Here is a 19,800-nt window from a genome sequence, read left to right as displayed (position 1 = left end):
TGGCGGGGATACAGTTTGGGAAGCGGGTTGAAAGGGGTGGGGATCAGGTAGCCTGAGAACCGTCGGCTGATGCTGTGTTCAGGCTGTTCATTCCGCCTTCTCCCTCTGCCTCGGCCTCCTCCATGGCCTCCCTCCGTGCTTTCTCTCTCCCGATTCTTGCCTCCTCACGAATACGCTCCATCTCCTCCATGGTAGCCGGGACAAGAAGGCCGTCGGCCAGTTCCTTAAGAGCCACGATTACCGGTTTCTCGTCTTTGTCAATCTGAATCAAAGGTTTTTCCCCGGCGATGAGTTCCCTGGCTCTGGCAACAGCCATCATTGTCAACTCGAATCGATTAGGGTGCTTTTTAAGGGAATTTTCAAGGATTTTTAAATCCATGCTGTTATCTACCTCCGTGGTTAGACTTCGTTAGTTGCACGCCTGGATACCCGGCAACGTTCGGCCGTTACGATAGAACGCATGGCATGAAACGCATCCTCCAGATTATCATTTCGAATAGCATAATCATAATAAGGTATTAAGGCAAGCTCATCGACCTCCGCGGCAAGGCGCCTGTTTATCTGTTCGGGTGATTCGGTCCCCCTTTTTCTGAGCCTCCTTTCAAGCTCGTCCCTTTCCGGAGGTACAACGAAAACCAGTATGGCTTCCGGGAAGCGTTCCCGGATCTGTTGTCCCCCCTGCACGTCTATATCCAGAAGCGCATCCTTCCCCGCTCCGGTTATCCGGTCGATCTCCTTCCTGCCGGTACCGTAGGATCTCCCATGGACCTCAGCCCACTCAACAAAACCTCCCTCTCTCCTGATACGTTCGAATTCTTCCACAGATACAAAATGATAATCTGAACCGTCAACCTCCCCCTGCCTGGGTTCCCTGGTGGTATGCGATATGGAAAGGACGATCCCGGACAAGGAGGCGATCAACCGTTTGGCAATGGTGGACTTACCTCCGCCGGACGGGGAGGAGATAACGAAAAGTATCCCTTTTCCCTCCCGTCCGTTTTCATCCGGGTAAATCTTCATGGCCGGCAACCGGCCCTGGAACGTCTTATCACCGTAAGACCTCCATGCTTTAACATTATTCTATGTTCTGGATCTGCTCGCGGATTTTTTCCAACTCCGATTTGAAATCAACTATGAGGGAGGACACACCCATTATCCCCGCCTTGGAACCGATGGTGTTTATCTCGCGCTGTATTTCCTGAATGATAAAATCCAGCCGTCTCCCCACGGCCCCTCCGGCACGGAGTGTATCCGTCATGGCGTCCAGATGGGTAGAAAGGCGGGTCAACTCCTCCGAAACGTCCACCCTTTGAGCCAGAATGGCCACTTCGGCCTCAAGCCTCTGGGGATCAATCCTACCGTTGAGTTCGATGCCCTCCATGAACTCCGTGATCTGACGCCTTGATCTCTCAGGTACGGAACGGGCGAGTGGATTTATCCGGTCCATGATCTCCCGCATGAGGGATATTCTCGGCTCAAGATCCTCCACAAGCGCCTTTCCTTCCTCCTCCCTATGGGAAACAAGCTGGTCAAGGGCACCCCTTGCGGCATTTTCAATGGCCTCCGCAGTACTCTCCCGGTCCCCGTCATCACCCGGCCTTATGATATCGCCAAAAGCAAGGAGATGTTCCAGGCCAACCCTGTCATCGACTATTTCCGCTACGTCCGCCAGGAACCTTGCGATCTCCTTCGCCCGCTCAATATCCACGGTCAGGCCGGATAGACCCCCCTTAATGGAGACAAAAATTTCCACCTTGCCGCGTGAAAGCTTTTTTCGCACCATCTGCCGGATACCGGGGTCCAGGTAGAGATATTCCCTTGGTGCCTTGAACGAAAGGTCCAGGAAACGGTGGTTAAGGGAACGGATTTCCACCGTTACACTGCCATTGGAGGTGTCGTACACATCCCGGCCGTAGCCGGTCATGCTTCGCAGGCTATTGGGCTTGATTGTCATTGGTCGTTTCCCCAATCCTTCGCTTCATGGAGTGTCTCGCGGCCAGGAAAAATTCCATCGCCCAAACATCCCGGTAATCAGGATATGTCCAAGGCAACGGTTCCATCCTACCCCCTTTAAAAACAAGCGCCAGTTCGGCGTAAATACCCTTCGAAAGGTAGATCCGGTGGTAGTAGGGCTTGGTGGTGGCCAGCACCAGGGAATCCAGGGTCAGCAGGCCTGGATCAAGGTTAATCCACCGCTTTCCTCCGCTGGAACAGGTCCGCTCCAGATGATTGGTCGCCAACTTGGCCTCCTGAAGACCTCCCATGGGAAAAGGATCCGTGAAGACCCAGAAACACCTGCTTATTCCAGCGCCCATCTCCCATTCGTAATAGTGGGTGTACCGATCGAATGGTACCGTTCCGGACTCCTCCCGGATGGACCCGAACAGGCCGTTGAGCCTGTCCCTCACGACATCCAGGGCTCCGGCGGCGGACCAGAGGACCCCCATAGTCAGCCGGCCATGAGACGGAACCGTCTCAGTTCCCACCTGTATCCTTTCCTTTACCCCCGGCCTTGATGGCCTCGAGTTCATCCTCAAGCTTCTGGATTCTTCCGGTGTAGTAGTGTTCCAGCTGATATTGGCTCTTTAATACCCTCTCGACCTTGCTTCTGATCAGGGCCTCCATACGTCTTCCCTCTGCCCTGATTTTTTTCTCTGTCTCCTTCAGAGCGATACGCGCCTGAGCATTCCTGTGCATCCGGACGATTGTATTCAGTGTGTCGGAATTAACAGGCTCCGAGACAGTGTGATGAAAGTCGGCGGAATCCCACCCATGGAGGGAGGGACTTTCGGTGATGTGCACCCTGGTGGTGGATTGGATTCCCAACACCTTTTCCACGAGCCAGGAAGCCGCAGGTGGAGCCAAATCACGCAGTTGATCGGTAAGCAGCAGGATGTCCGGCACCGTTTCCTCAAGGAAGGAGATCATGGATTTGGCGTCCTGAACGACCTTGAAAGTGCAGCCTTGCCGGTCGCAAAAGGCCGCAACCTCGGGAAGAAGGTCCTTGTCATCCCCTGCAATCAGAAAAAAAAGGCCTTTAGCGAGGTTTGCCCCATCATCAAAGGCAGGCTTTTCAGGGGCCGGCCGGTCATATACCGCCTCGGCCATTTTATATAAGGTGTCGAGAAATTCCGTGATCTGGAAAGGTTTGTCCAGATACTCGTCAACGCCGTATTCCTTCTCTATCTTGCCCTTGTATTTGTACTTTTTGTACACCGCCGTGAGGATCATCACCTTCGTGGATTCGCCGGATTCCTCCTTTATTTTCCTGCACAGTTCAAATCCGTGCAGCTTGGGCAACATCGCGTCTGAAACCACCAGATGAGGTCTTTCACTCATAAAGATATCGTACCCCTGCCGGCCATCCCTGGCCGTCAGAACCTGAAATCCCTCTTCCTTGAGTATCTGTTCGAGCAGAAGAATAATTTCCCGTTCGTCATCGACAATGAGAACCTTCATGCCGGAGTACTTACCGGAAAACGATTTTTTGTGCGGAGCGGCTTCCGCCCCCGCCTTTCCGCCTTTTCCCAGCCTTTCACACATCTGTGCGGCCATGACGGCAAACCGCTGTTCCCCTGAAGCGCTCTCCAGCATGGAAATGATGGTCAGGGCCTGTTCCGAATGGCCATCTCTATCCAGTTCCTTCGACAGAGAAAACAACTCCTCCATATCATATTTTTTCCCATGGCTCTCTTTTATAAGGCGCCCTATCGACTCAAGTGCGGCATTGTTCTCCGGATCAACCTTCAGTGCCCTCAGGGCAAGATCGTACTCCTCAGACGATTTGCCCATACCGGAGCTCAGGGACGCGGCCCGCATATAGGAATGGGAGGCGTGAAAAGGCATACCCGCCTCTTTATTCAGGTCCGCAAACTTTATCCATTCATCGATATTTTCCGGATCAGAGTTGGTTATCTTGTCGTATACCGAAACCGCCATGAGAAGTTTTCCGTCCCGCTGGTATATATCGGCAAGGGAACGGTATACGCCGACCGCCGATTCCGTATCTTCCATTTCCAGGTAAAGATCGGCCAGCAGATAATGCGAGTCATGATTTTCCGGAAAATCGCGGATCAGTTTCTTCAGGGATGCCACGGCCTTATTGATATTACGGGACAGACTTCTCCTGTCCGCAAAGAGCTTGGCCGAGGACAGAAAGTGTTTCGAGGCAGCAACCCTGTCGCCCTTCTGAAGATACAGCCTCCCAAGGCTGTTGTGCAGGTCGGGCCGGTTGGGGTTTTTCCTTATCTGCCTGAGTAGATCCTGTATTCTGTCCATGATATCATCCATCCCTACCCCGGGCCCGGGCCGGGGCCAAGCCGCCCTGGGCCATGGGGTAATATCATGGTTTGTCCCTGAACCCTTCCATGGCCGGCGGGGAGTTTTCTCTCCGGCAATCGCGAGGCCACCAGATAACCAAGCAGAAGGGCTATCAGCAAAAGCAGGCCGATTAGAGCAAAAGACCCAAACCGGCGGCCTGGACGAACCACCTCAAGGGGGCGCTGTGTTCTTGCGGCGGGAATGGGGTACAGACGCGACAATTCCTCCCCCATCAGTCTGCTGCGCTCCTCAAAAAAATCCTCCATGCTTTTTTTGAGGTCGATTTCACGGGAGCGCCATTCCTCCCTGTCCTTTCCATGTTCTACCCGTTCAGCCTCAAGGGTATTCACAAGAGTGTTGATCTTCTCCTCAAGCCCCTTTTCCTTTCCTTTTTGATCCATGAGAGCGGTTTGGGCATCACCTACGGTTCGCCTGAGGACCTGCTCCAACTGGTTTAATCGGTTGGAAAGAAGGTCCTCCTGACCACCGGCCTGCCCCATCTGAAGTGGGACGCCGCCTGATTGAACACTTGCCTGAAGGCGCTCTTGAAAAAGACGGTTCTCCTTTTCCAATATCCGGCTTTGAGCCTGCAATGTCTCCAGCCTGTCCTTCTTCTCCTCAAGTTCTCTTTTCAGGGCGGCGGCGCGTTTTCTTTCTTCCTGCGCACCTTCCAACTCCTTTCGGGCAAATTCGGCCTCCTTCTGAGCGATGGACCGTTTCTCACGTTCATGCTCCAGGCTTTCGGACAGGACCGCGGAGGATCGCCTGAGTTTCTCTGCCTCGGCACGCAATTTCCCATTGAGCGCCCGCATCTCCTCGGCTTCCTTTGCCGCCATTCTCAGGGAATCCACCTCTTTCCTAAGGGTCTCCGCTATCTTTTCAGCCGTCCTCGCCCCCTCTTCCCGAATTTTTTCTTTCTCAATGTTCAGCAAATCAATGGTGGATTGAAGCCCAAGTCTCTCCTCATTTCCGGCGGCGACCCTGGTATTGGCAAGATTCAACTGCTCCTTGAAATCTGCTATTTCTTCCATCAATTCCGTGCGGTCCGACATGGAGGAAATGGATTCCCTGAGCTCACGGTTTTCCTCCCTGACCTGTTCCAGATCGGATTGCAGTTTCACAAGGCCCGCTGCTCCAGCCTCTGCCTCCGCCAGACGGCTCCCCAACTCGATATTCTCCCTGCCAAGACGAGCAAGGTCATCACCGAGGCTTTCACCACCCATACTCTTCTTCATACCCTCAACCACAGCCTTGGCCTGTTCCTCTATTTCGGCCTTGGCCGTCAGGGCGGCTTCCAGATCCATTTTCAGCTTCAGGTTACTGTTCTTGATCTCCTCGGCTCCCCTGACGGCCTCCTCAGCACGTCTTGCGGCAAGGGTAGCTCTTTCCACAAGCTGCCTTCTCCGATCGTCCCGTTGGCGAAGCTCCTCTTTCCGCTCTTCACCCAGTTGATCATTATCCCTGCGAAGGTTATCAATTTCCTCCAGGAGAGCCTTCTCCCGGGAACGATATGATTCCAGAGACCTGATCGCCTCCTGGAGTCTGCGCTCATTTTCCGCGAGCCGGCCGGCTAACCGGCCTTCCTTCACCGATTGCCCGTCCGCGAATTCGCCTTCTTCCTGGAGAACAAACGCGGTCTTGTCCTGCACACCGTCAGGCACTGCATCCATGGCCAGGTGCCCGAAAACCAGGTCCAGCAACTCCGCCCTCTTGAAGGGCTTCTGTAAATAGGCGTCGGCATGGTATTTCAGCTTGGAATGACGTTCAAATGAATCGCCATCGACGACTGCCGACATGAGTATGATTGGAATTGTTCTCGTATCCGGGTTTTTCTTGAGCGTCTCACATACGGCGAAACCGTTTCTTTTGGGCATCTGGACATCCAGGAGAACGATGTCCGGTCTGACCTCCAGGCACTTCGCCAGGCCGGCATCCCCGTCCGTGGCGACATCGACATCCAACCCGGCGTTCTTCAAGAGGTCACCTGCCTGCGTTAGAACGTAAGTGGAATCATCGACCACAAGGACCAGCGGTTTGGACCTTTTCTGAATCCCGACCCCTTCCAATGGAGGGTTCTGGACGGGGATGGGCGCCTCAGGTAGAGATCGTTCAGTGGGAGTATCGACGGGAGCTTTGAATGCCGCCAGGGCATCCGTCCCCATGACTCTGGTGATCGCTCCATGGAGTTCAGCCAGGGAGAAGGGCTTTAGCAGATATCCGTCAGCATGGACACTCAGCCGCGAATGCTTATCAAGAAGATCCCTTTCCACCTTTCCTGACATGAGAATCACAGGGACGTCAGCTGTCTGCGGCATCTCCTTTAACTGGTTCAACAGGACAAAGCCCTGGATTTTGGGAATCTCAATGTCGGTCAGGATCAGGTCAGGTTCCACGGATTGGGCAAGGAGAAGCCCTTCCTCGCCATCCATGGCGTTAACAAGTTCAACGTCAAACCCCTGAAGGAGGTCGTTGACATATTGCTGGAAAAACTGGTCATCCTCGATGACAAGGATCTTCAACCCGGCCATTTGATCCCCTTTATCGGTTCAACGCCCGGTCGCCGGCCCTTCGGCAAGCTCAGGCCGGGGGAGTCCAGAGTCCAGAGTCCAGAGTCCAGAGGGCAGAGTGGAAACAACCTTGAAATTCGAACGCCAAACTTGCTTTTATTGTCCATTGCCCATATCTCGATTAAGAGTTAACACGCGACCGATGGGGTGTCAAGAAAAACAGGCTGGGCTTTCAGCCGTAACCTTTCAATATAATTAAACTTTTCATTAATTGCCCCATCTCGGTGCAGGGTTGCGGATTAAAATAATGATGACTTTGCAAAAAGTCATCAACGCGCCCACTTGGGGGCGCGCAAATCGAAGATTTGTGAGGAAAGTGAAAATGACACTTTTCGCTTTCCGTTAAGTAAAAAGCCATTCATGGACTTTTTACGACCCTATATTAAGGATGACTTTTTACGACCCTGTTAATTGTTTCAAATCCTTACGACGGCGCCCTTAAGTGTCCTTACCAGCAGATCTCCCGAATCCAAAAAAAACTCCACGCTTCGTCCCAAATTCCCCCCTGCATCCTCGGACAAGATCTTTATACCATAGAATCCGAGGGTTTTTCGCGCAGACAGAGCATTCCGGGCCCCGATTCTTCTGGTAATACCCCCTGGAAACATCTCCGCCCCGCCGGCCAGCTTTGCCACAAGGTCCTGCGGGTTAACTCCCATCCCGTTCATCCCCTTGAGCATTGCCAGCACAGCAGTGTCAGCGTATTTGCCGGGCACAAGAACATCATTACCGCCAAAGGCCACAGGGAGCATCACATGGGCCATGGACCCGATCAGGTCCTTATTGCTGTAGAGTGTTATTGCCAGACACGAACCAAGGCCATAGGTAATAATTTTCGCGGGAGCTTTTTCAATGGCATACTCGGAGATACCAACGGCAACCGAATCCATCAACCGGACCCACCCCTGCCGGGGGAGTTTTTTTTCATTCAACCCCCCCTTGAGGGACCTTCTGCAACTCCATCAACCTTTTTCCCGCTTCGAGAAAAAGATCAATGCCCTTAGGGTCCGGGATAATGACCACTTTCACCAGATGGTTATCGGAGCTGTCCTTCATGCTCGATGCTAGGGCCATTATCCTATTGGACGTGGAACCTATTTCCGCCAGGATGGTGTCCAGAAGCGCCCCCGCCATATCCCTGGCAAGGATCGGGGGGAGGTTGAGGATGATTCGCCCCGAAAGCCGGGAAAGGATCGTCAGAAACACCCCGGACAGTATGTTGCCGATTTCCCTGAAGGCCGAATCCACCAATTCCCCGTTCTCCACACTCCCTTCGGGAAACAGGATTCTTGTCAGTTCTCCAGCCCCCTCATCCGGAAACAGGAACAGAATATTTCCCTGTACATCTCCATGGAAGGGGATAAGCACCCCCACGGCGGAGGCATCCATCTCCCCAAACAGGGATGGGATACCATTCAGGGAAAGGACGTGCAGCTCGGGAACCGACATGGTCACGCCGATATCCATCAATTCCGACAGGGCACCGGCTGCCTGGGCGGCGGCTATGGAACATATCTCTCTGATTGTGCTGATTTCCTTCCGGGTAAGGGAGGAATGGCTATCTATGTTATCGCCCATTTTTAGAGAAGATTGCCGAGATCAAGAACGGGAACGATCATCCCGTTACCCAGAACGGTCATACCGGAATATCCCACAAGGCGATCGAGAGGATAGCAGAGCGGTTTAACAACGATATCCGCCTGCCCCGACACCCCGTCCACCGCAATCCCAACCATCCTGTTTGTAACCTCCACTATGACCACAGTGAGAAGATCATTGCCGTTATGAGAGTTGGGAAGAGACAGCATCTTTCTGAGAAAGTAAAGCGGAATGAGATCTTCATCAAAGGTAAGATAAAAACGGCTCTGGCTCTCCTTCACATCTTCCCTTGCGATTCTTGTGGTGCGGACCACCCGAGTAATAGGTATTGCAAAGATATGCTCCTGAGCCTGGATCAGGAGCATCTTCACGATGGCGACAGTCAGGGGAAGCTTAAGGGTGAACCTGCTCCCTGCGCCGCTGGTACTCTCAATGGAAAGGGTACCCCCGAGGGATTCTACCACAGCCTGGACAACATCCATTCCGACGCCCCGGCCCGACACATCCGTAACCTCATCGGCTGTAGAGAAACCCGGCCGGCAGATAAGCATTACCGTTTCCTCCTCGCTCATCACCCTGGCCTGTTCCTCTGAGATGATCTCTTTGTCGACAGCCTTGGACCTTATTTTTTCCAGGTTCATGCCCCGGCCATCGTCCACTATATTAACATAGACCATGTCCCTTTCACGGGAGATACTGATAGTTATGGTTCCAACCGGAGGCTTGCCGGTTTTTTGCCGTTCCTTTGCGTCCTCAATACCGTGATCCACTGCATTCCTCAGGATATGGACCAGGGGATCTCCAAGCTCTTCCAATATAGCCCTATCCAACTCTATCTGGGCCCCTTCGATCACAAGGGAGATTTCTTTGCCCTCTTTTCTCCCCAGATCCCTCACCATTCTTGGAAGCCTTTTAGTTACAGACTCCATGGGATCCATGCGTACTTTCATCACCTCACCATGAAGGGTACTGACAAGATGGTCCAGTCTTGTCAACACCTGGTCGGTCACGGTGGACCCGGACTCCTTTGACAGCTCTCTGAGCCTGCTCTTGGTAACGATGAGCTCGCCTACCAGGTTAATGAATGTGTCAAGAAGGCGTGTGCTGATTCTAACGGTCTGGGAGGCCGGTGGTGCCGGGGTACTCTGGACGGTTTTCGGGGAACCAGGTCTGGAAGCCACCGGGGAAGGTTTGGGCTTTTTCCCCGGCGTTGGGGAACTGATAGTGAATTTCCCCATTTCCGTAGAATTTTTCAGGAGTTTCTCAACGAACGGTCTATCGGTTCCGGCGATAACCATTGAGACCTCGCCTGCATACCCGCCCGATTTTATCTCCTCCGGCGAGGGGACAACAGAAATTATTTTTCCCAGTTCACTGAGCCTTTTGATTACCAGGTAGGCACGTACCGCCGGGACGGGGCTTTCGTTGGATATGCTGAAAACGATGGCGAGTTCTCCTTCCCCAGGCTGTGGGGCGGGTTCAACGGAATTCGGTTTCTCCTCCATGGGCTGTGGGGCTGGTTCAATGGAAGGTGGCTTCTCCTCCACGGGGACAGGCTCTATGACATTTTCACGGCTTTCACCCGCATCCCCCGGGAGGCGGCCCTCAATAATCTCCTGGACATCATTCAGGTACCCGGCTGTATCGAAGCCATCGAGTGAAGAACCATCCTCGACGGCCGTTACCATCCCATCGAGGAAGTCAATGCCCTGGAAAAGAATATCAACAACAGGTGGGGAGATCCGGGCCTTGCCCTGTCGAAAGATGTCCATCAAATCCTCAAGGCGATGGCTCAAACGAGCAATGGCGTCATATTCCATTGAAGCGGCCATCCCCTTTACCGAGTGGGCGTGACGGAAAAGTTCGTTAATACTATCGGCATTTACGGCATCTTTTTCCAGCACCAGAATACAGTCGTTGATTCCCTGGATGTGCTCCCTGGCCTCCGAAATGAAGAGGTCCCTGTATTTGGACATATCCATGTTGTCTAATGATCCTCCAGAAAATCAGCTTAAGGTTTCAGGTTTCCGGAACCAGGGTCTGGGATCTGGTGTCTAGGGTCTAGAGTACTTCGATACCTCGATACTTTCCTGCCTCCATTCACCCGCATCCCCGCGTCTTTTCTTTCCCTCTGGACACTGGACTTCGGACTGATTTACCCCGTTGGACGTTGATAGGATCGTAAAAAGTCCATCCATGGCTTTTTACTCCACGGAAAGCAAAAAGTGTCATTTTCACTTTCCGCCCAAATCAATGACTTGCAGGGCAAGTTGTTGATTTGGGCGCCCCTTCATGGGCGCATTGATGACTTTTTTGCGAAGTCATCAACATCGGGGTTTTGATTATCCATTTTATCTGGCGTCCGAGAGAATCCTGATGACCACATCGAGAACCTTCTCGGGTTGAAACGGTTTTACGATAAAATCCTTGGCTCCGGCATCCAGGGCTTCCATGACCAGGCTGTCCTGTCCCAATGCACTGCACATGATGACCTTGGCAGACTCATCGATTTTGATGATCTCCTTAAGAGCTTCAATGCCCGTCATCTCGGGCATCACAATATCCATGGTGACAATATCGGGCCGGAATTCCTTATATTTTTCCACCGCTTCAATACCGTTCTCGGCTTCGGCAACGACCTCGTATTCCTCATCGGCGAACTTTTTTCCCTGAAAGATGTCCCCTATCATGTTTCGCATGAACATCGCGTCATCGACGATCATTACCTTTATTGCCATCATTCATCCCCTTTCGCCAATGCCTCGTCGATCCAGGCACACAATTTATCCGGGTTGATCAACGATATGAGGTTATCTCCGCTCCGGAAGACCCCTTCAACAATGTGGACCTTTCCGGATGCAGATTCCTGGGCCACTGCGACCTCCTCGAGGAGGGAATATCTGACCATGCCAAACGTATTATCCACCCTGAGGGCTATCCCCCCACGCTCAGGGATCAGCCGAATCAGGAATCGGCCATCGCCGGTTTCCTGGACATCCAGTATAACGTCGAGGTTTATGACCGAGGCCAGGATGCCGTGGACATTAATTACACCTCCAAGGAACGGGGGCGAAAGGGGAAGAACGGAAATTTCCTCCATTTCATGAATCTCCCCGACGTCCTCAAGTGGGAGCGCCAGGTATTCATGACCTACCCTAAAGAGGATTGCGCCATGCCCCTCTTCCTCCTTCAGGTTCTCCGCCCCGTTAACCTGACGAGCGGCATCTACGGCTGACGTCATCCCTTACAGCCCCTCAAAACGACGTCAACGTCTCTTTCCCGGGAGAGGTCCATCAGGCCTTGAACTCCTCGGACAGTTTATTCAACTTGTCCGAAAGCGCCGTAAGGTCCTGTGCGGCCGCCGCGAGTTCCTCCATGGAGGCTGTCTGTTCTTCCGTAGCTGCCGAAACCTCCTCCGTCGAAGCGGCATTATCCTCCGCAACCTTTGCGATCTCGTCCATAGCTCGGGTCAGTTCCGCCGCGGCCTTGCTCTGGGCTTCAGTAATCTGTGAGACCTCCTGGGCGCCGCTCGTGGTTTCCATGACGATCTTCACGATATCCTCCAACGCTCCGCCCATGGTCTGAACAATCTCCTGGCCTTCGTCCAGGACCCCCCCGACATCTTTCATAGAGAGAAGAACCTGTTCCGTCTCATTCTGGAGTCTTCCTACAATACCGGAGATTTTTTCAGCGAACTGTCCGGTGTTCTCCGCGAGCTTACGAACTTCCTCTGCCACCACCGCGAATCCGCGGCCGTAGTCACCGGCTCTTGCAGCCTCGATGGTGGCATTCAAAGCCAGGAGGGTTGTCTGTTGTGCAACCCCGGTGATGATGTCGACGATTTCACCGATCTCTTTGCTCCGCTCGCTGAATCCGGTGACCGTCCCACTGGCGCGGGAAACGGTGTCAAAGACCTGCTTAAGCTTATTGACGGCGCTTTCCGTATGCTTACTGCCCGCTTGGGCGGTATAGCCTGCCTCCGTGGAAATTTTGGCCGATTCCCTGGATTTTTCGGCCATGGACTCGAGGCTGGACGCCATCTGCCGAATGGTCGTTACCATCTTCTCCACCTGGGTTGCCTGAGTTTCCGCACCCTTGCTGATCCCGTCAATAGCCGCGGCTATCTCCTCGGTGGAGGCATTCATCTCCTCCGCGGTTGCCGAGAGTGTCTGGGCCGATTCATGGACTTCAACGGACGAACCGGTCACCTCCTTGACCATGAGGGCCAGCCGCTGGACCATAACACGAATAGCTGCCCGGAGATCGGTTATTTCATCCTCAAAGTGTTTCTCCAGCGGGGATAGATCCTGCGTGAGATCGCCCCTGCTTATCTTAATGGCCACATCCCTCATTTCACGCAGGTCGCGGGTTATACTGGTAGAAACCACGCTTCCCAGGATAAGGCCGACTGCGATTGCCGCTGAAGTTGAGCCGAGCTGGCTCCATCCCCCCTTGACGTTTAATAGGTCGAACAGAAAGGGAACAAAAACCACCACAGCGATCACCATGAGGAAGGACAGGATCAGTTTGTATTTCATTTCCATTCTCATGCCTGGAAGCTCCTTTGCCTATGGGCCCCTAACAACATCAGGGGGTGGGATTGTCCCCTTCAAGAGGGACGTCACGTTTCCGATAGATCCTCTCCGTGGGGGAGATATTCTGGTAATATAACCGGCTCCGGCCAATGAGCGTTTCGGCCTTTCCCAGCATCAGGTATCCGCCGGGCCGCATATCGCCGGCAAAGTTTGAGATAACCTTTTCCTGCTTTTCTCTGGAGAGATATATCAACAGGTTTCTGCACAAAATCAAGTCCTGTTTTTCCCCTGGAGGATCTACCAACAAATTCGCGGCCCTGAATGTTACCAGCCCCTTCGGTTTTTTTCCTATCAGGTAGCCATCGCCGTCGGGAATAAAATATCGGGACTTTTCCTCCTCGGTGGCGTTTTTCAATGCGTCAGCGGAATATCGGCCGGTCTCGGCCCGTGCAAGCACTGCCACGTCCACATCCGTCGCAAGTATATGAAAAGCGTTGCGCACACCCAGGTTTTTCATTACCTCGAGGACCAGAATAGCCAGGCTGTACGGCTCCTCACCGCTTGAACAGCCGGCGCTCCAGATGTTAATTACGCCCCTTCCGACCCGTTCGGCAAGCAGCGCCGGCAGAATCCGTTCATAAAGGTAACGGAAGGCTGAAGGGTTACGGAAAAACTCGGTAACGTTGATAGTCAGGTACTGAAAAAGTCTTTCCAGTTCCTCCGGGTTCCTGTTCAAAACCTTGAAATATTGACCAAGGCTGGGAAACCCTTTCGAACGCACACGAAGATATATCCTTCGTAGGATGCATCGAACCTTGTACGCCTCCAGGTCAAAACCCTTCTCCCCCATGAGAAGTTCCTTGAGCGCCTCAAAAGCCCAAACATCCTCAGAAGGGAGTAAATCCATTCCCGGGGTGTCGCCTTCTGTCAAAATATCATCCTGAACAACCTTGGCGGAAAAAGGCACCGGATTTTCTGCAAGCCCATCAACTTTGTAACTATTCGGGAACTCACCGTTTTTTTTAGCATAACAAATTTAACAATGTCAACTTTGACGACCTCGTAAAAAGTCTCTTCGAGCCATTTTGCGAGGCGGGGGATGGCTCTCCCCCTTTACCCGATGGGCAGCTGCTGCTCAGGATACACGATCTGCGCCCTGTCGGGTTTCTGGGCAAGGGCCAGGATCAGGCTGAGGGGACCTACCCGCCCTGCAAACATCGTAAGCGAGAGGATAACCTTCCCCGCCACGGTGAGGGATGTCGTCAGCCCCATACTCAATCCCACAGTCCCGAAGGCGGATATCGTCTCGAACAGAATAGGGAGGAAGGTGGATGCCCCCCCGGCAACACCGATCATGGAGAGAGCGAAAACAGCGACAAACACCCATCCAATGGAGGCCAGAAACACAGCGTGGGCCCTGCGGACTACCGTCTCCGGCAGAGTTCGTTTCCTGAGTTCGACCTTTTCTCTACCGGTCAGAACAGCCCTCATGGAAGCCAGCATAACCGCGAAGGTCGTGGTTTTTACACCGCCTCCGGTGGACCCTGGAGACGCGCCGATAAACATCCAGGCCATGATCCAGATGAGGGTTGGAAAGGAAAGCGACGCGATGTCGACAGTGTTGAAGCCGGCTGTTCTTGTCGTAACGGACTGAAATGCCGAGATCCAGAACAGATCGAGGCCGCTGGCTCCGGACCGACTCCCTTCGAGAACCATAAAAAGGATCGTTCCAATCAGGATAAGGGCAGCGGTCATCCTGACAACAACCTGGGTCTGAAGGCTTGAGGGATGGATTACATCTCCCCTGATCCGTGACTTGAAACTCTCATAGAAACCGTAGATCACCCAGAAACCTATGCCCCCTCCAACAACGAGGACCATAACGGTGACATTGATCACCGGGTCAAATCGGAACGCGGACAGACTGTCGGAATAGAGAGTAAATCCTGCGTTGCAGAAGGCCGACACGGAATGAAAAACCGCGGAGAAAATTCCCCTCATCGGATCATCCCCCAGTCCGGTTCTGGCCGCGAAGATTATCGCTCCCGCGGTTTCCATCCCAAGAGTGTAAAGGATAATCCTCCAAATAAGATGCTTGATGTGAAACTCTTCGACCTGATTGAGGGCCTCTTTAATGACAATCCTGTTCTGAATACGCGGATGGATCCCCAGGAGCAGGCCGAAAAAGGTGGAGAGGGTCATCAGTCCAAGCCCGCCCACCTGTATCATGGCCAGGAGAACACCCTGCCCCATGGGCGTCAGAATTTTCCCGATTACCACCGTAGAGAGACCCGTAACACAGGTCGCGGATGTCGCTATAAAGAAAGCGTCATCCAGGGGAAGACCTCTCCCGTCAACCGTGCTCGCGGGGAGGGAAAGGACAACGGTCCCCAGGATGATCACCACCGCGAACCCCAGTAGAATGGTAATATAGGGATTATCCCGCATGGAAATCCTTCGCTGGAATATCAAAAAGGATTCGACATCCTTTCGGATGGTCCCTATCAAACCAGAGATGCCCACCATGACGGACAATAATGGCCTTGGCAATGGGAAGGCCCAGCCCTGTCCCCGGGGGTTTTGATGTCATTATATCCCCGCCCTGCTCAAAGTATTCGAAGACCCGCTCCTGCTCACCTGCGGGGACACCTGATCCCGAATCCTCAAAGGCCACCGTAACCCAGCCTTTTTTGGCTGCGGAACAGGAAACCCGCACATAACCACCGGCGGATGTGAACTTTATGGAATTATCGATAAGTTTTTCGACAACATCCCCCATCTTGCCAACGTCGATGGAAACCGGAGGCAGGGTTTTCTCAAGGTCCATCTCAAGCTTAACCCCTTTTTCGGCTGTCCTGTCGGCATGCTTGTAAAGAGCCTCCCTGAGAAATTCCCCCATGTTCTCGTCGTGGAAAAAGAAGGGCATGGAACCCGAATCCAGCCTGAGAATATCGGTGCTGTCGTCAACCAGCTTCGCCAATCTGTATGAAGCATCCATGGCGATGTTAACCTTCTCGACCTGTTCCGGCGTCTCGACGCTTCCTTTAAGGAGCTCCAGGTAACCCAGAATAACCGTGACCGGAGTTCGGAATTCATGGGAAACGTTGGTTATGAAATCCGCTTTGATCCTATCAAGTACCTTCAGTTGGTTATAGGCAGCGCTCAGCTCGTCTGCCTGAAGTTCAAGACTGCGGTATAACCGCGCCCTTTCTATAGTCACGGACGCCTGGGAAGCATAGATGCTCAGAAGCCTGAGGTCGTGCTCCGTCAGGATATCCGAGCCCTTCCTGTTATTTCCGTTTAGTACGCCTATAATCCTTTTCCCCACCTTTAGGGGAACACAGATGAGGGATTTGGAACTGTAACGACCATGGCTTCGAAGTTTTCCGAATCGAGGATGCGTTTCGATATTATTTACAAGGAGAGGTTCTCCTTCCTTTGCCACCCAGCCCGCGATGCCTTCCCCGACCGCGGGCCTCGATGACGCTACAATATCATCACCCAGACCCCGGGATGCACTAATGGACAAATAGTCCCCCCCATCGGACAACAGCATTATGGAGACGATCCCGAAACCCAGTTCTTCGTGAATCTGCTGTACGATTTTCTCCAGTACATGTTCAACGTTGAGTTCCACCCCCAACTCAAGGCCAAGCCGTACCACGGTGGAAAGTTCAGTATATCGATCACTGATTTCCCGATACCGGGCCGCTTCTCTTTCCATGGCGTTGTGAGTCATGATCAGGTTGTGGCGGCCAGGAGCCTCTCGTGCTCCTCAAGCAGAGCCAGGAGAATCCTCTTGGATGTGGCCTTGTCCATCTCCTTCCGATCCCCTATGACCCAGGTCTTAACGGGAATATTTTTCCCGATCTCCAGGAGCCATTCCGAAAGACGTTGGGATTCATTCCAGGACCCTTCATCACCTGAAGGGAGGAGGAACAGAATACCGTTAATGCGGATATTTTTCGTAACAAGGGTCTGAGCCGTTGAACAGAGGCGCGAGGGTTCGCCGGCCCCGATGATCTCCAGACTTTCCCCGGTCCCGAGAGGGAGTTGGGCCTTTTCCCCCTTTCCATTTGGCGACAGTTCGTAAGATCCGAACAGTTCCTCCAGGAAAACCCCCCTTTTTTCGCCTGAGGGGGAAAGCACCAGATACCGGATCAACACCGTGTCACCTCCATTAAAGATCCCGGACAGCGGCTTTGACACGCTTAAGAAGATCGATTTCGGTTTCCCGGGCGGTGGGTGCCTTTACCTTCAGACAACCGGCGGCAACAGTTTTCGCCACAAGAGGATAAAAACGGTAACATGGAAAAGGGGCTTTCCCGCGAACGCTCGCTACCGTGGCTCCGCCAATAAATAAATTGCAGACCTTTCGCATCTCATCCGATGGGGATTTGCCCTCGACCACCGGGATGAGGACAGTCCCTGCCGGGGGCAGTTGCCTTATGGCTTCCTCCATTTCATCCATGAGCCTGACACCTTCCATCAGCATTTCCTGGCCCCGACTCCGATCCATGTTCGTCTGGACCCTGACGGGGGCAGGATCCAGACGGAACTTTCCTTCCTTCCACGACAGCAGGGTAAAAAGGGCATCCGGCCCGGTCCAGTGACCCGTCTGAGCAAAAAGAGCCTCCCCCCTTTCAAAATATATTTTCCCGGTATTTTCCAGATTGTCCAGAATGAGCATCCCGGTCTTCCGGCCCATATCAATCAGTTGGATGATCTCCACCAGGTCGATCTCGTTAAGCAGGCCCTCAAGACTCCCCCGGACATTCAGATCGCCCATCTTCTTTATGATCGAACGAACCTTGGCCTTAAGTTCCTTTATGGAAAAAGGCTTGGTTATGTAGTCGTCTGCGCCCATCTCGAGTCCGACAACCTTTTCGTCCACGTCTTTCTTGGCTGAGAGGAAGATAAACGGGATCGAAGATGTTGCGGGCATGTTCTTTAGTTTTCGATAGAGAGAATACCCGTCAAGCTTCGGCATCATTATATCGGAGACGACCATATCCGGATTCCATTGCCCGGCAATTTCGTACGCTTCCTGTCCATCCCGGGCCTCCCGGACCTCGAACTCGTCCTCAAAAGCCAGTCGGAGGAGATGGCGAATGTTGTCGTCGTCATCCACTATCAGAATCTTTACCATGTCAGGAGCCATCAGTTTCTCATTTCTCAATTCCACGAATAAAGGCCTGCACCAGCACCGGATCGAACTGTATACCGGAGCAATTCCGCAGTTCCTCCTTGGCCTCATGGGCCAGCATCTGTCGTCTATAAGGTCTGGTCGTGGTCATGGCATCGTAGGCGTCGGCTATGGAGATAAACCTGCCCACCAGGGGAATCGTCTCCCCTGCCAACCCGTTGGGATATCCACTGCCGTCGAATCTCTCGTGATGATGGCGGATCCCCGGTGCGATATCCGCAAACGATTTGAATTTTCCCAGAATTCGCGCACCTATTACAGGATGTTCCTTCATGGCCTGGAGTTCATCATCATTCAGATTCCCTTCCTTGGTCAGAATCTGTTCCGGTATTCCAATTTTGCCGAAATCGTGAAGCATACCGGCTATCTTGAGCATGGTGAGAAACTTGGAGGAATATCCCAACTCCCGGGCTGTCTTAACGGCGTAATCCGCCACCCTCCGGGAGTGGCCGTGGGTGTAGGAATCCCTGACATCGATGGCGGAACTGAGGGCCTCAAGAGTTGAGAAGAGCAGGTCCGCAAGCTCCCTGTAAAGCTGGACCCCGTGGAGGAGGGATGCCGATTGGTTTGCCAGAGCCATGGCGAACTTAAGCTCGTTATCGTCAATATCTTCTACCTTTTCCCAACCAAAGACGAGGTAGCCGTTTCGGAAACTTTTTATGCGGAAAGGACAAACCAGAAGGGCTGACAGTTCGGGGCTCCATGCCTCGTCCCCATCAGAAGGTCTGACGATCACAGCCGGGCCGCCGCAGGATCGCATGAGCCGGGCCAGCGGAGGGGGGACCTCACCGGGGCCTTTGCCCCAAGGTGTATTGCCGCAGACCTCTACGGTCACCAGCGCCTGGGAGTTTTCCTCTCCCGACAGAATCAGAAATCCGGATTGCGCGGAAAGTTTCTGAATCCCACGGTCCAGGATGGTCGCCAGAGCTTTTCCGTACTCCCTGTCGGGCGAAATACTGTCCGTGATGGAGTACAGAAACATGAGTTCCTCGTACTTCTCCAGGAGGAACTCCGTCGTGTCCTGAATCGCCTCGAGGGAAGCGGTCTTTTCCAGGATCTGATCCCGCACGAATTTACCGAGAATTTCCAGCCTGGATCTGGAATATATGGGATTTTCTTCGGCTGCCCGAATGAGGGCAACCGGATCCTCCAATTCCACTTCCGCGGCCAGGTCTCGAAGGTGGTCCTTGTGCTCCTCCGATATCTCCCCGACCAGGTCCTGACATATTATTACAGTTCCAAGATCGGTGCCGTTGATCTCCAGTGGAACGGTTACCCGTCCCATTAATGCATGGCATAGATCAAACACGGGTTCATCTGTGTCGCGGGTTTTACTCAGTATGGAAAGAAACGAATTCCTGCAGCGCTCGTTCCCCATTTTGGTGGTCTGAAGCAGCATACAGAAGTTATTCTCCCCGGTAATCAACGATTGGCTGCTCTCGCCCGGCGGCCACAGGGAAAAACGAAGCCCTGTTATCCTGGCCAAAGGCCGCAAAAATTCCCGGACATCCTCCTTGCGAAGGTTCAGATATCCCTTGTTCATGGATTCATCCTTGATATGGTCGCAAAAAGT

The 19,800-nt window shown here is 53.2% G+C and carries 18 protein-coding genes; all 18 read right to left on the bottom strand.

Annotated features, from left to right (window positions below; all coding sequences use genetic code 11):
• Window positions 1-43 precede the first annotated feature (43 nt).
• On the bottom strand, window positions 44-379 hold the full coding sequence (gene rpoZ, locus GXP52_03755; protein ID NOY86399.1) for a DNA-directed RNA polymerase subunit omega: 336 nt from the start codon (window positions 377-379) through the stop codon (window positions 44-46).
• Between the two features lie 20 nt (window positions 380-399).
• Window positions 400-1,020 (bottom strand): guanylate kinase, encoded by a 621-nt coding sequence (gene gmk / locus GXP52_03750; protein ID NOY86398.1) that lies wholly within the window; start codon window positions 1,018-1,020, stop codon window positions 400-402.
• A gap of 55 nt (window positions 1,021-1,075) precedes the next feature.
• Window positions 1,076-1,954, bottom strand: a complete 879-nt coding sequence (locus GXP52_03745; protein ID NOY86397.1) for a YicC family protein — start codon at window positions 1,952-1,954, stop codon at window positions 1,076-1,078.
• Window positions 1,935-2,486: a DUF4416 family protein gene (locus GXP52_03740; protein ID NOY86396.1), complete on the bottom strand. Its 552-nt coding sequence runs from the start codon at window positions 2,484-2,486 to the stop codon at window positions 1,935-1,937. Before GXP52_03740 ends, GXP52_03745 begins: the two co-directional genes overlap by 20 nt.
• Complete coding sequence (locus tag GXP52_03735) at window positions 2,476-4,278, bottom strand: response regulator (protein ID NOY86395.1); 1,803 nt, start codon at window positions 4,276-4,278, stop codon at window positions 2,476-2,478. Before GXP52_03735 ends, GXP52_03740 begins: the two co-directional genes overlap by 11 nt.
• A gap of 14 nt (window positions 4,279-4,292) precedes the next feature.
• Entirely contained in the window at window positions 4,293-6,848 is a 2,556-nt protein-coding gene (locus GXP52_03730) for a response regulator (GenBank protein NOY86394.1), read from the bottom strand.
• Window positions 6,849-7,303: 455 nt separating this feature from the next.
• Window positions 7,304-7,819, bottom strand: a complete 516-nt coding sequence (locus GXP52_03725; protein ID NOY86393.1) for a chemotaxis protein CheD — start codon at window positions 7,817-7,819, stop codon at window positions 7,304-7,306.
• On the bottom strand, window positions 7,812-8,465 hold the full coding sequence (locus GXP52_03720; protein NOY86392.1) for a hypothetical protein: 654 nt from the start codon (window positions 8,463-8,465) through the stop codon (window positions 7,812-7,814). Before GXP52_03720 ends, GXP52_03725 begins: the two co-directional genes overlap by 8 nt.
• A gap of 2 nt (window positions 8,466-8,467) precedes the next feature.
• Window positions 8,468-10,468 carry a chemotaxis protein CheA gene (locus GXP52_03715; protein NOY86391.1) on the bottom strand — a complete coding sequence of 667 codons (2,001 nt, stop codon included), beginning with the start codon at window positions 10,466-10,468 and terminating at the stop codon, window positions 8,468-8,470.
• Between the two features lie 369 nt (window positions 10,469-10,837).
• On the bottom strand, window positions 10,838-11,224 hold the full coding sequence (locus GXP52_03710; GenBank protein ID NOY86390.1) for a response regulator: 387 nt from the start codon (window positions 11,222-11,224) through the stop codon (window positions 10,838-10,840).
• Window positions 11,224-11,727, bottom strand: coding sequence for a hypothetical protein (locus GXP52_03705; GenBank protein NOY86389.1), 504 nt, complete (start codon window positions 11,725-11,727; stop codon window positions 11,224-11,226). Before GXP52_03705 ends, GXP52_03710 begins: the two co-directional genes overlap by 1 nt.
• Window positions 11,728-11,779: 52 nt before the next feature.
• Window positions 11,780-13,024 (bottom strand): methyl-accepting chemotaxis protein, encoded by a 1,245-nt coding sequence (locus GXP52_03700; GenBank protein NOY86388.1) that lies wholly within the window; start codon window positions 13,022-13,024, stop codon window positions 11,780-11,782.
• Window positions 13,025-13,073: 49 nt separating this feature from the next.
• The gene (locus tag GXP52_03695) at window positions 13,074-13,928 is read right to left on the bottom strand and encodes a protein-glutamate O-methyltransferase CheR (protein ID NOY86387.1); all 855 of its coding nucleotides are present in this window, start codon (window positions 13,926-13,928) and stop codon (window positions 13,074-13,076) included.
• Between the two features lie 206 nt (window positions 13,929-14,134).
• Window positions 14,135-15,469 (bottom strand): Trk family potassium uptake protein, encoded by a 1,335-nt coding sequence (locus tag GXP52_03690; GenBank protein NOY86386.1) that lies wholly within the window; start codon window positions 15,467-15,469, stop codon window positions 14,135-14,137.
• On the bottom strand, window positions 15,459-16,745 hold the full coding sequence (locus tag GXP52_03685; protein ID NOY86385.1) for a GAF domain-containing sensor histidine kinase: 1,287 nt from the start codon (window positions 16,743-16,745) through the stop codon (window positions 15,459-15,461). The genes GXP52_03690 and GXP52_03685 overlap by 11 nt, the downstream gene beginning before the upstream one ends.
• Window positions 16,746-16,762: 17 nt before the next feature.
• Window positions 16,763-17,185 carry a hypothetical protein gene (locus GXP52_03680; GenBank protein ID NOY86384.1) on the bottom strand — a complete coding sequence of 141 codons (423 nt, stop codon included), beginning with the start codon at window positions 17,183-17,185 and terminating at the stop codon, window positions 16,763-16,765.
• Between the two features lie 16 nt (window positions 17,186-17,201).
• Entirely contained in the window at window positions 17,202-18,182 is a 981-nt protein-coding gene (locus GXP52_03675) for a response regulator (protein ID NOY86383.1), read from the bottom strand.
• A gap of 7 nt (window positions 18,183-18,189) precedes the next feature.
• Window positions 18,190-19,770, bottom strand: a complete 1,581-nt coding sequence (locus GXP52_03670) for an HD domain-containing protein (GenBank protein NOY86382.1) — start codon at window positions 19,768-19,770, stop codon at window positions 18,190-18,192.
• Between the last annotated feature and the right edge of the window lie 30 nt (window positions 19,771-19,800).

The organism is Deltaproteobacteria bacterium, from assembly GCA_013151915.1.
Classification (GTDB): Bacteria; BMS3Abin14; BMS3Abin14; order BMS3Abin14; family BMS3Abin14; genus BMS3ABIN14.
The sequence above is the reverse complement of the archived record's forward strand: the minus strand, read 5'-3'. Positions and strand labels throughout refer to the sequence as shown.

Coding starts and splice junctions, on each gene's coding strand:
- GXP52_03710 (NOY86390.1), bottom strand. CDS start 11,224: ATGGCAATAAAGGTAATGATCGTCGATGACGCGATGTTCATGCGAAAC.
- rpoZ (NOY86399.1), bottom strand. CDS start 379: ATGGATTTAAAAATCCTTGAAAATTCCCTTAAAAAGCACCCTAATCGA.
- GXP52_03745 (NOY86397.1), bottom strand. CDS start 1,954: ATGACAATCAAGCCCAATAGCCTGCGAAGCATGACCGGCTACGGCCGG.
- GXP52_03720 (NOY86392.1), bottom strand. CDS start 8,465: ATGGGCGATAACATAGATAGCCATTCCTCCCTTACCCGGAAGGAAATC.
- GXP52_03690 (NOY86386.1), bottom strand. CDS start 15,469: ATGCGGGATAATCCCTATATTACCATTCTACTGGGGTTCGCGGTGGTG.
- GXP52_03675 (NOY86383.1), bottom strand. CDS start 18,182: ATGGCTCCTGACATGGTAAAGATTCTGATAGTGGATGACGACGACAAC.
- GXP52_03685 (NOY86385.1), bottom strand. CDS start 16,745: ATGGAAAGAGAAGCGGCCCGGTATCGGGAAATCAGTGATCGATATACT.
- GXP52_03705 (NOY86389.1), bottom strand. CDS start 11,727: ATGACGTCAGCCGTAGATGCCGCTCGTCAGGTTAACGGGGCGGAGAAC.
- GXP52_03700 (NOY86388.1), bottom strand. CDS start 13,024: ATGAAATACAAACTGATCCTGTCCTTCCTCATGGTGATCGCTGTGGTG.
- GXP52_03735 (NOY86395.1), bottom strand. CDS start 4,278: ATGGACAGAATACAGGATCTACTCAGGCAGATAAGGAAAAACCCCAAC.
- GXP52_03670 (NOY86382.1), bottom strand. CDS start 19,770: ATGAACAAGGGATATCTGAACCTTCGCAAGGAGGATGTCCGGGAATTT.
- GXP52_03695 (NOY86387.1), bottom strand. CDS start 13,928: ATGGATTTACTCCCTTCTGAGGATGTTTGGGCTTTTGAGGCGCTCAAG.
- GXP52_03715 (NOY86391.1), bottom strand. CDS start 10,468: ATGGATATGTCCAAATACAGGGACCTCTTCATTTCGGAGGCCAGGGAG.
- gmk (NOY86398.1), bottom strand. CDS start 1,020: ATGAAGATTTACCCGGATGAAAACGGACGGGAGGGAAAAGGGATACTT.
- GXP52_03730 (NOY86394.1), bottom strand. CDS start 6,848: ATGGCCGGGTTGAAGATCCTTGTCATCGAGGATGACCAGTTTTTCCAG.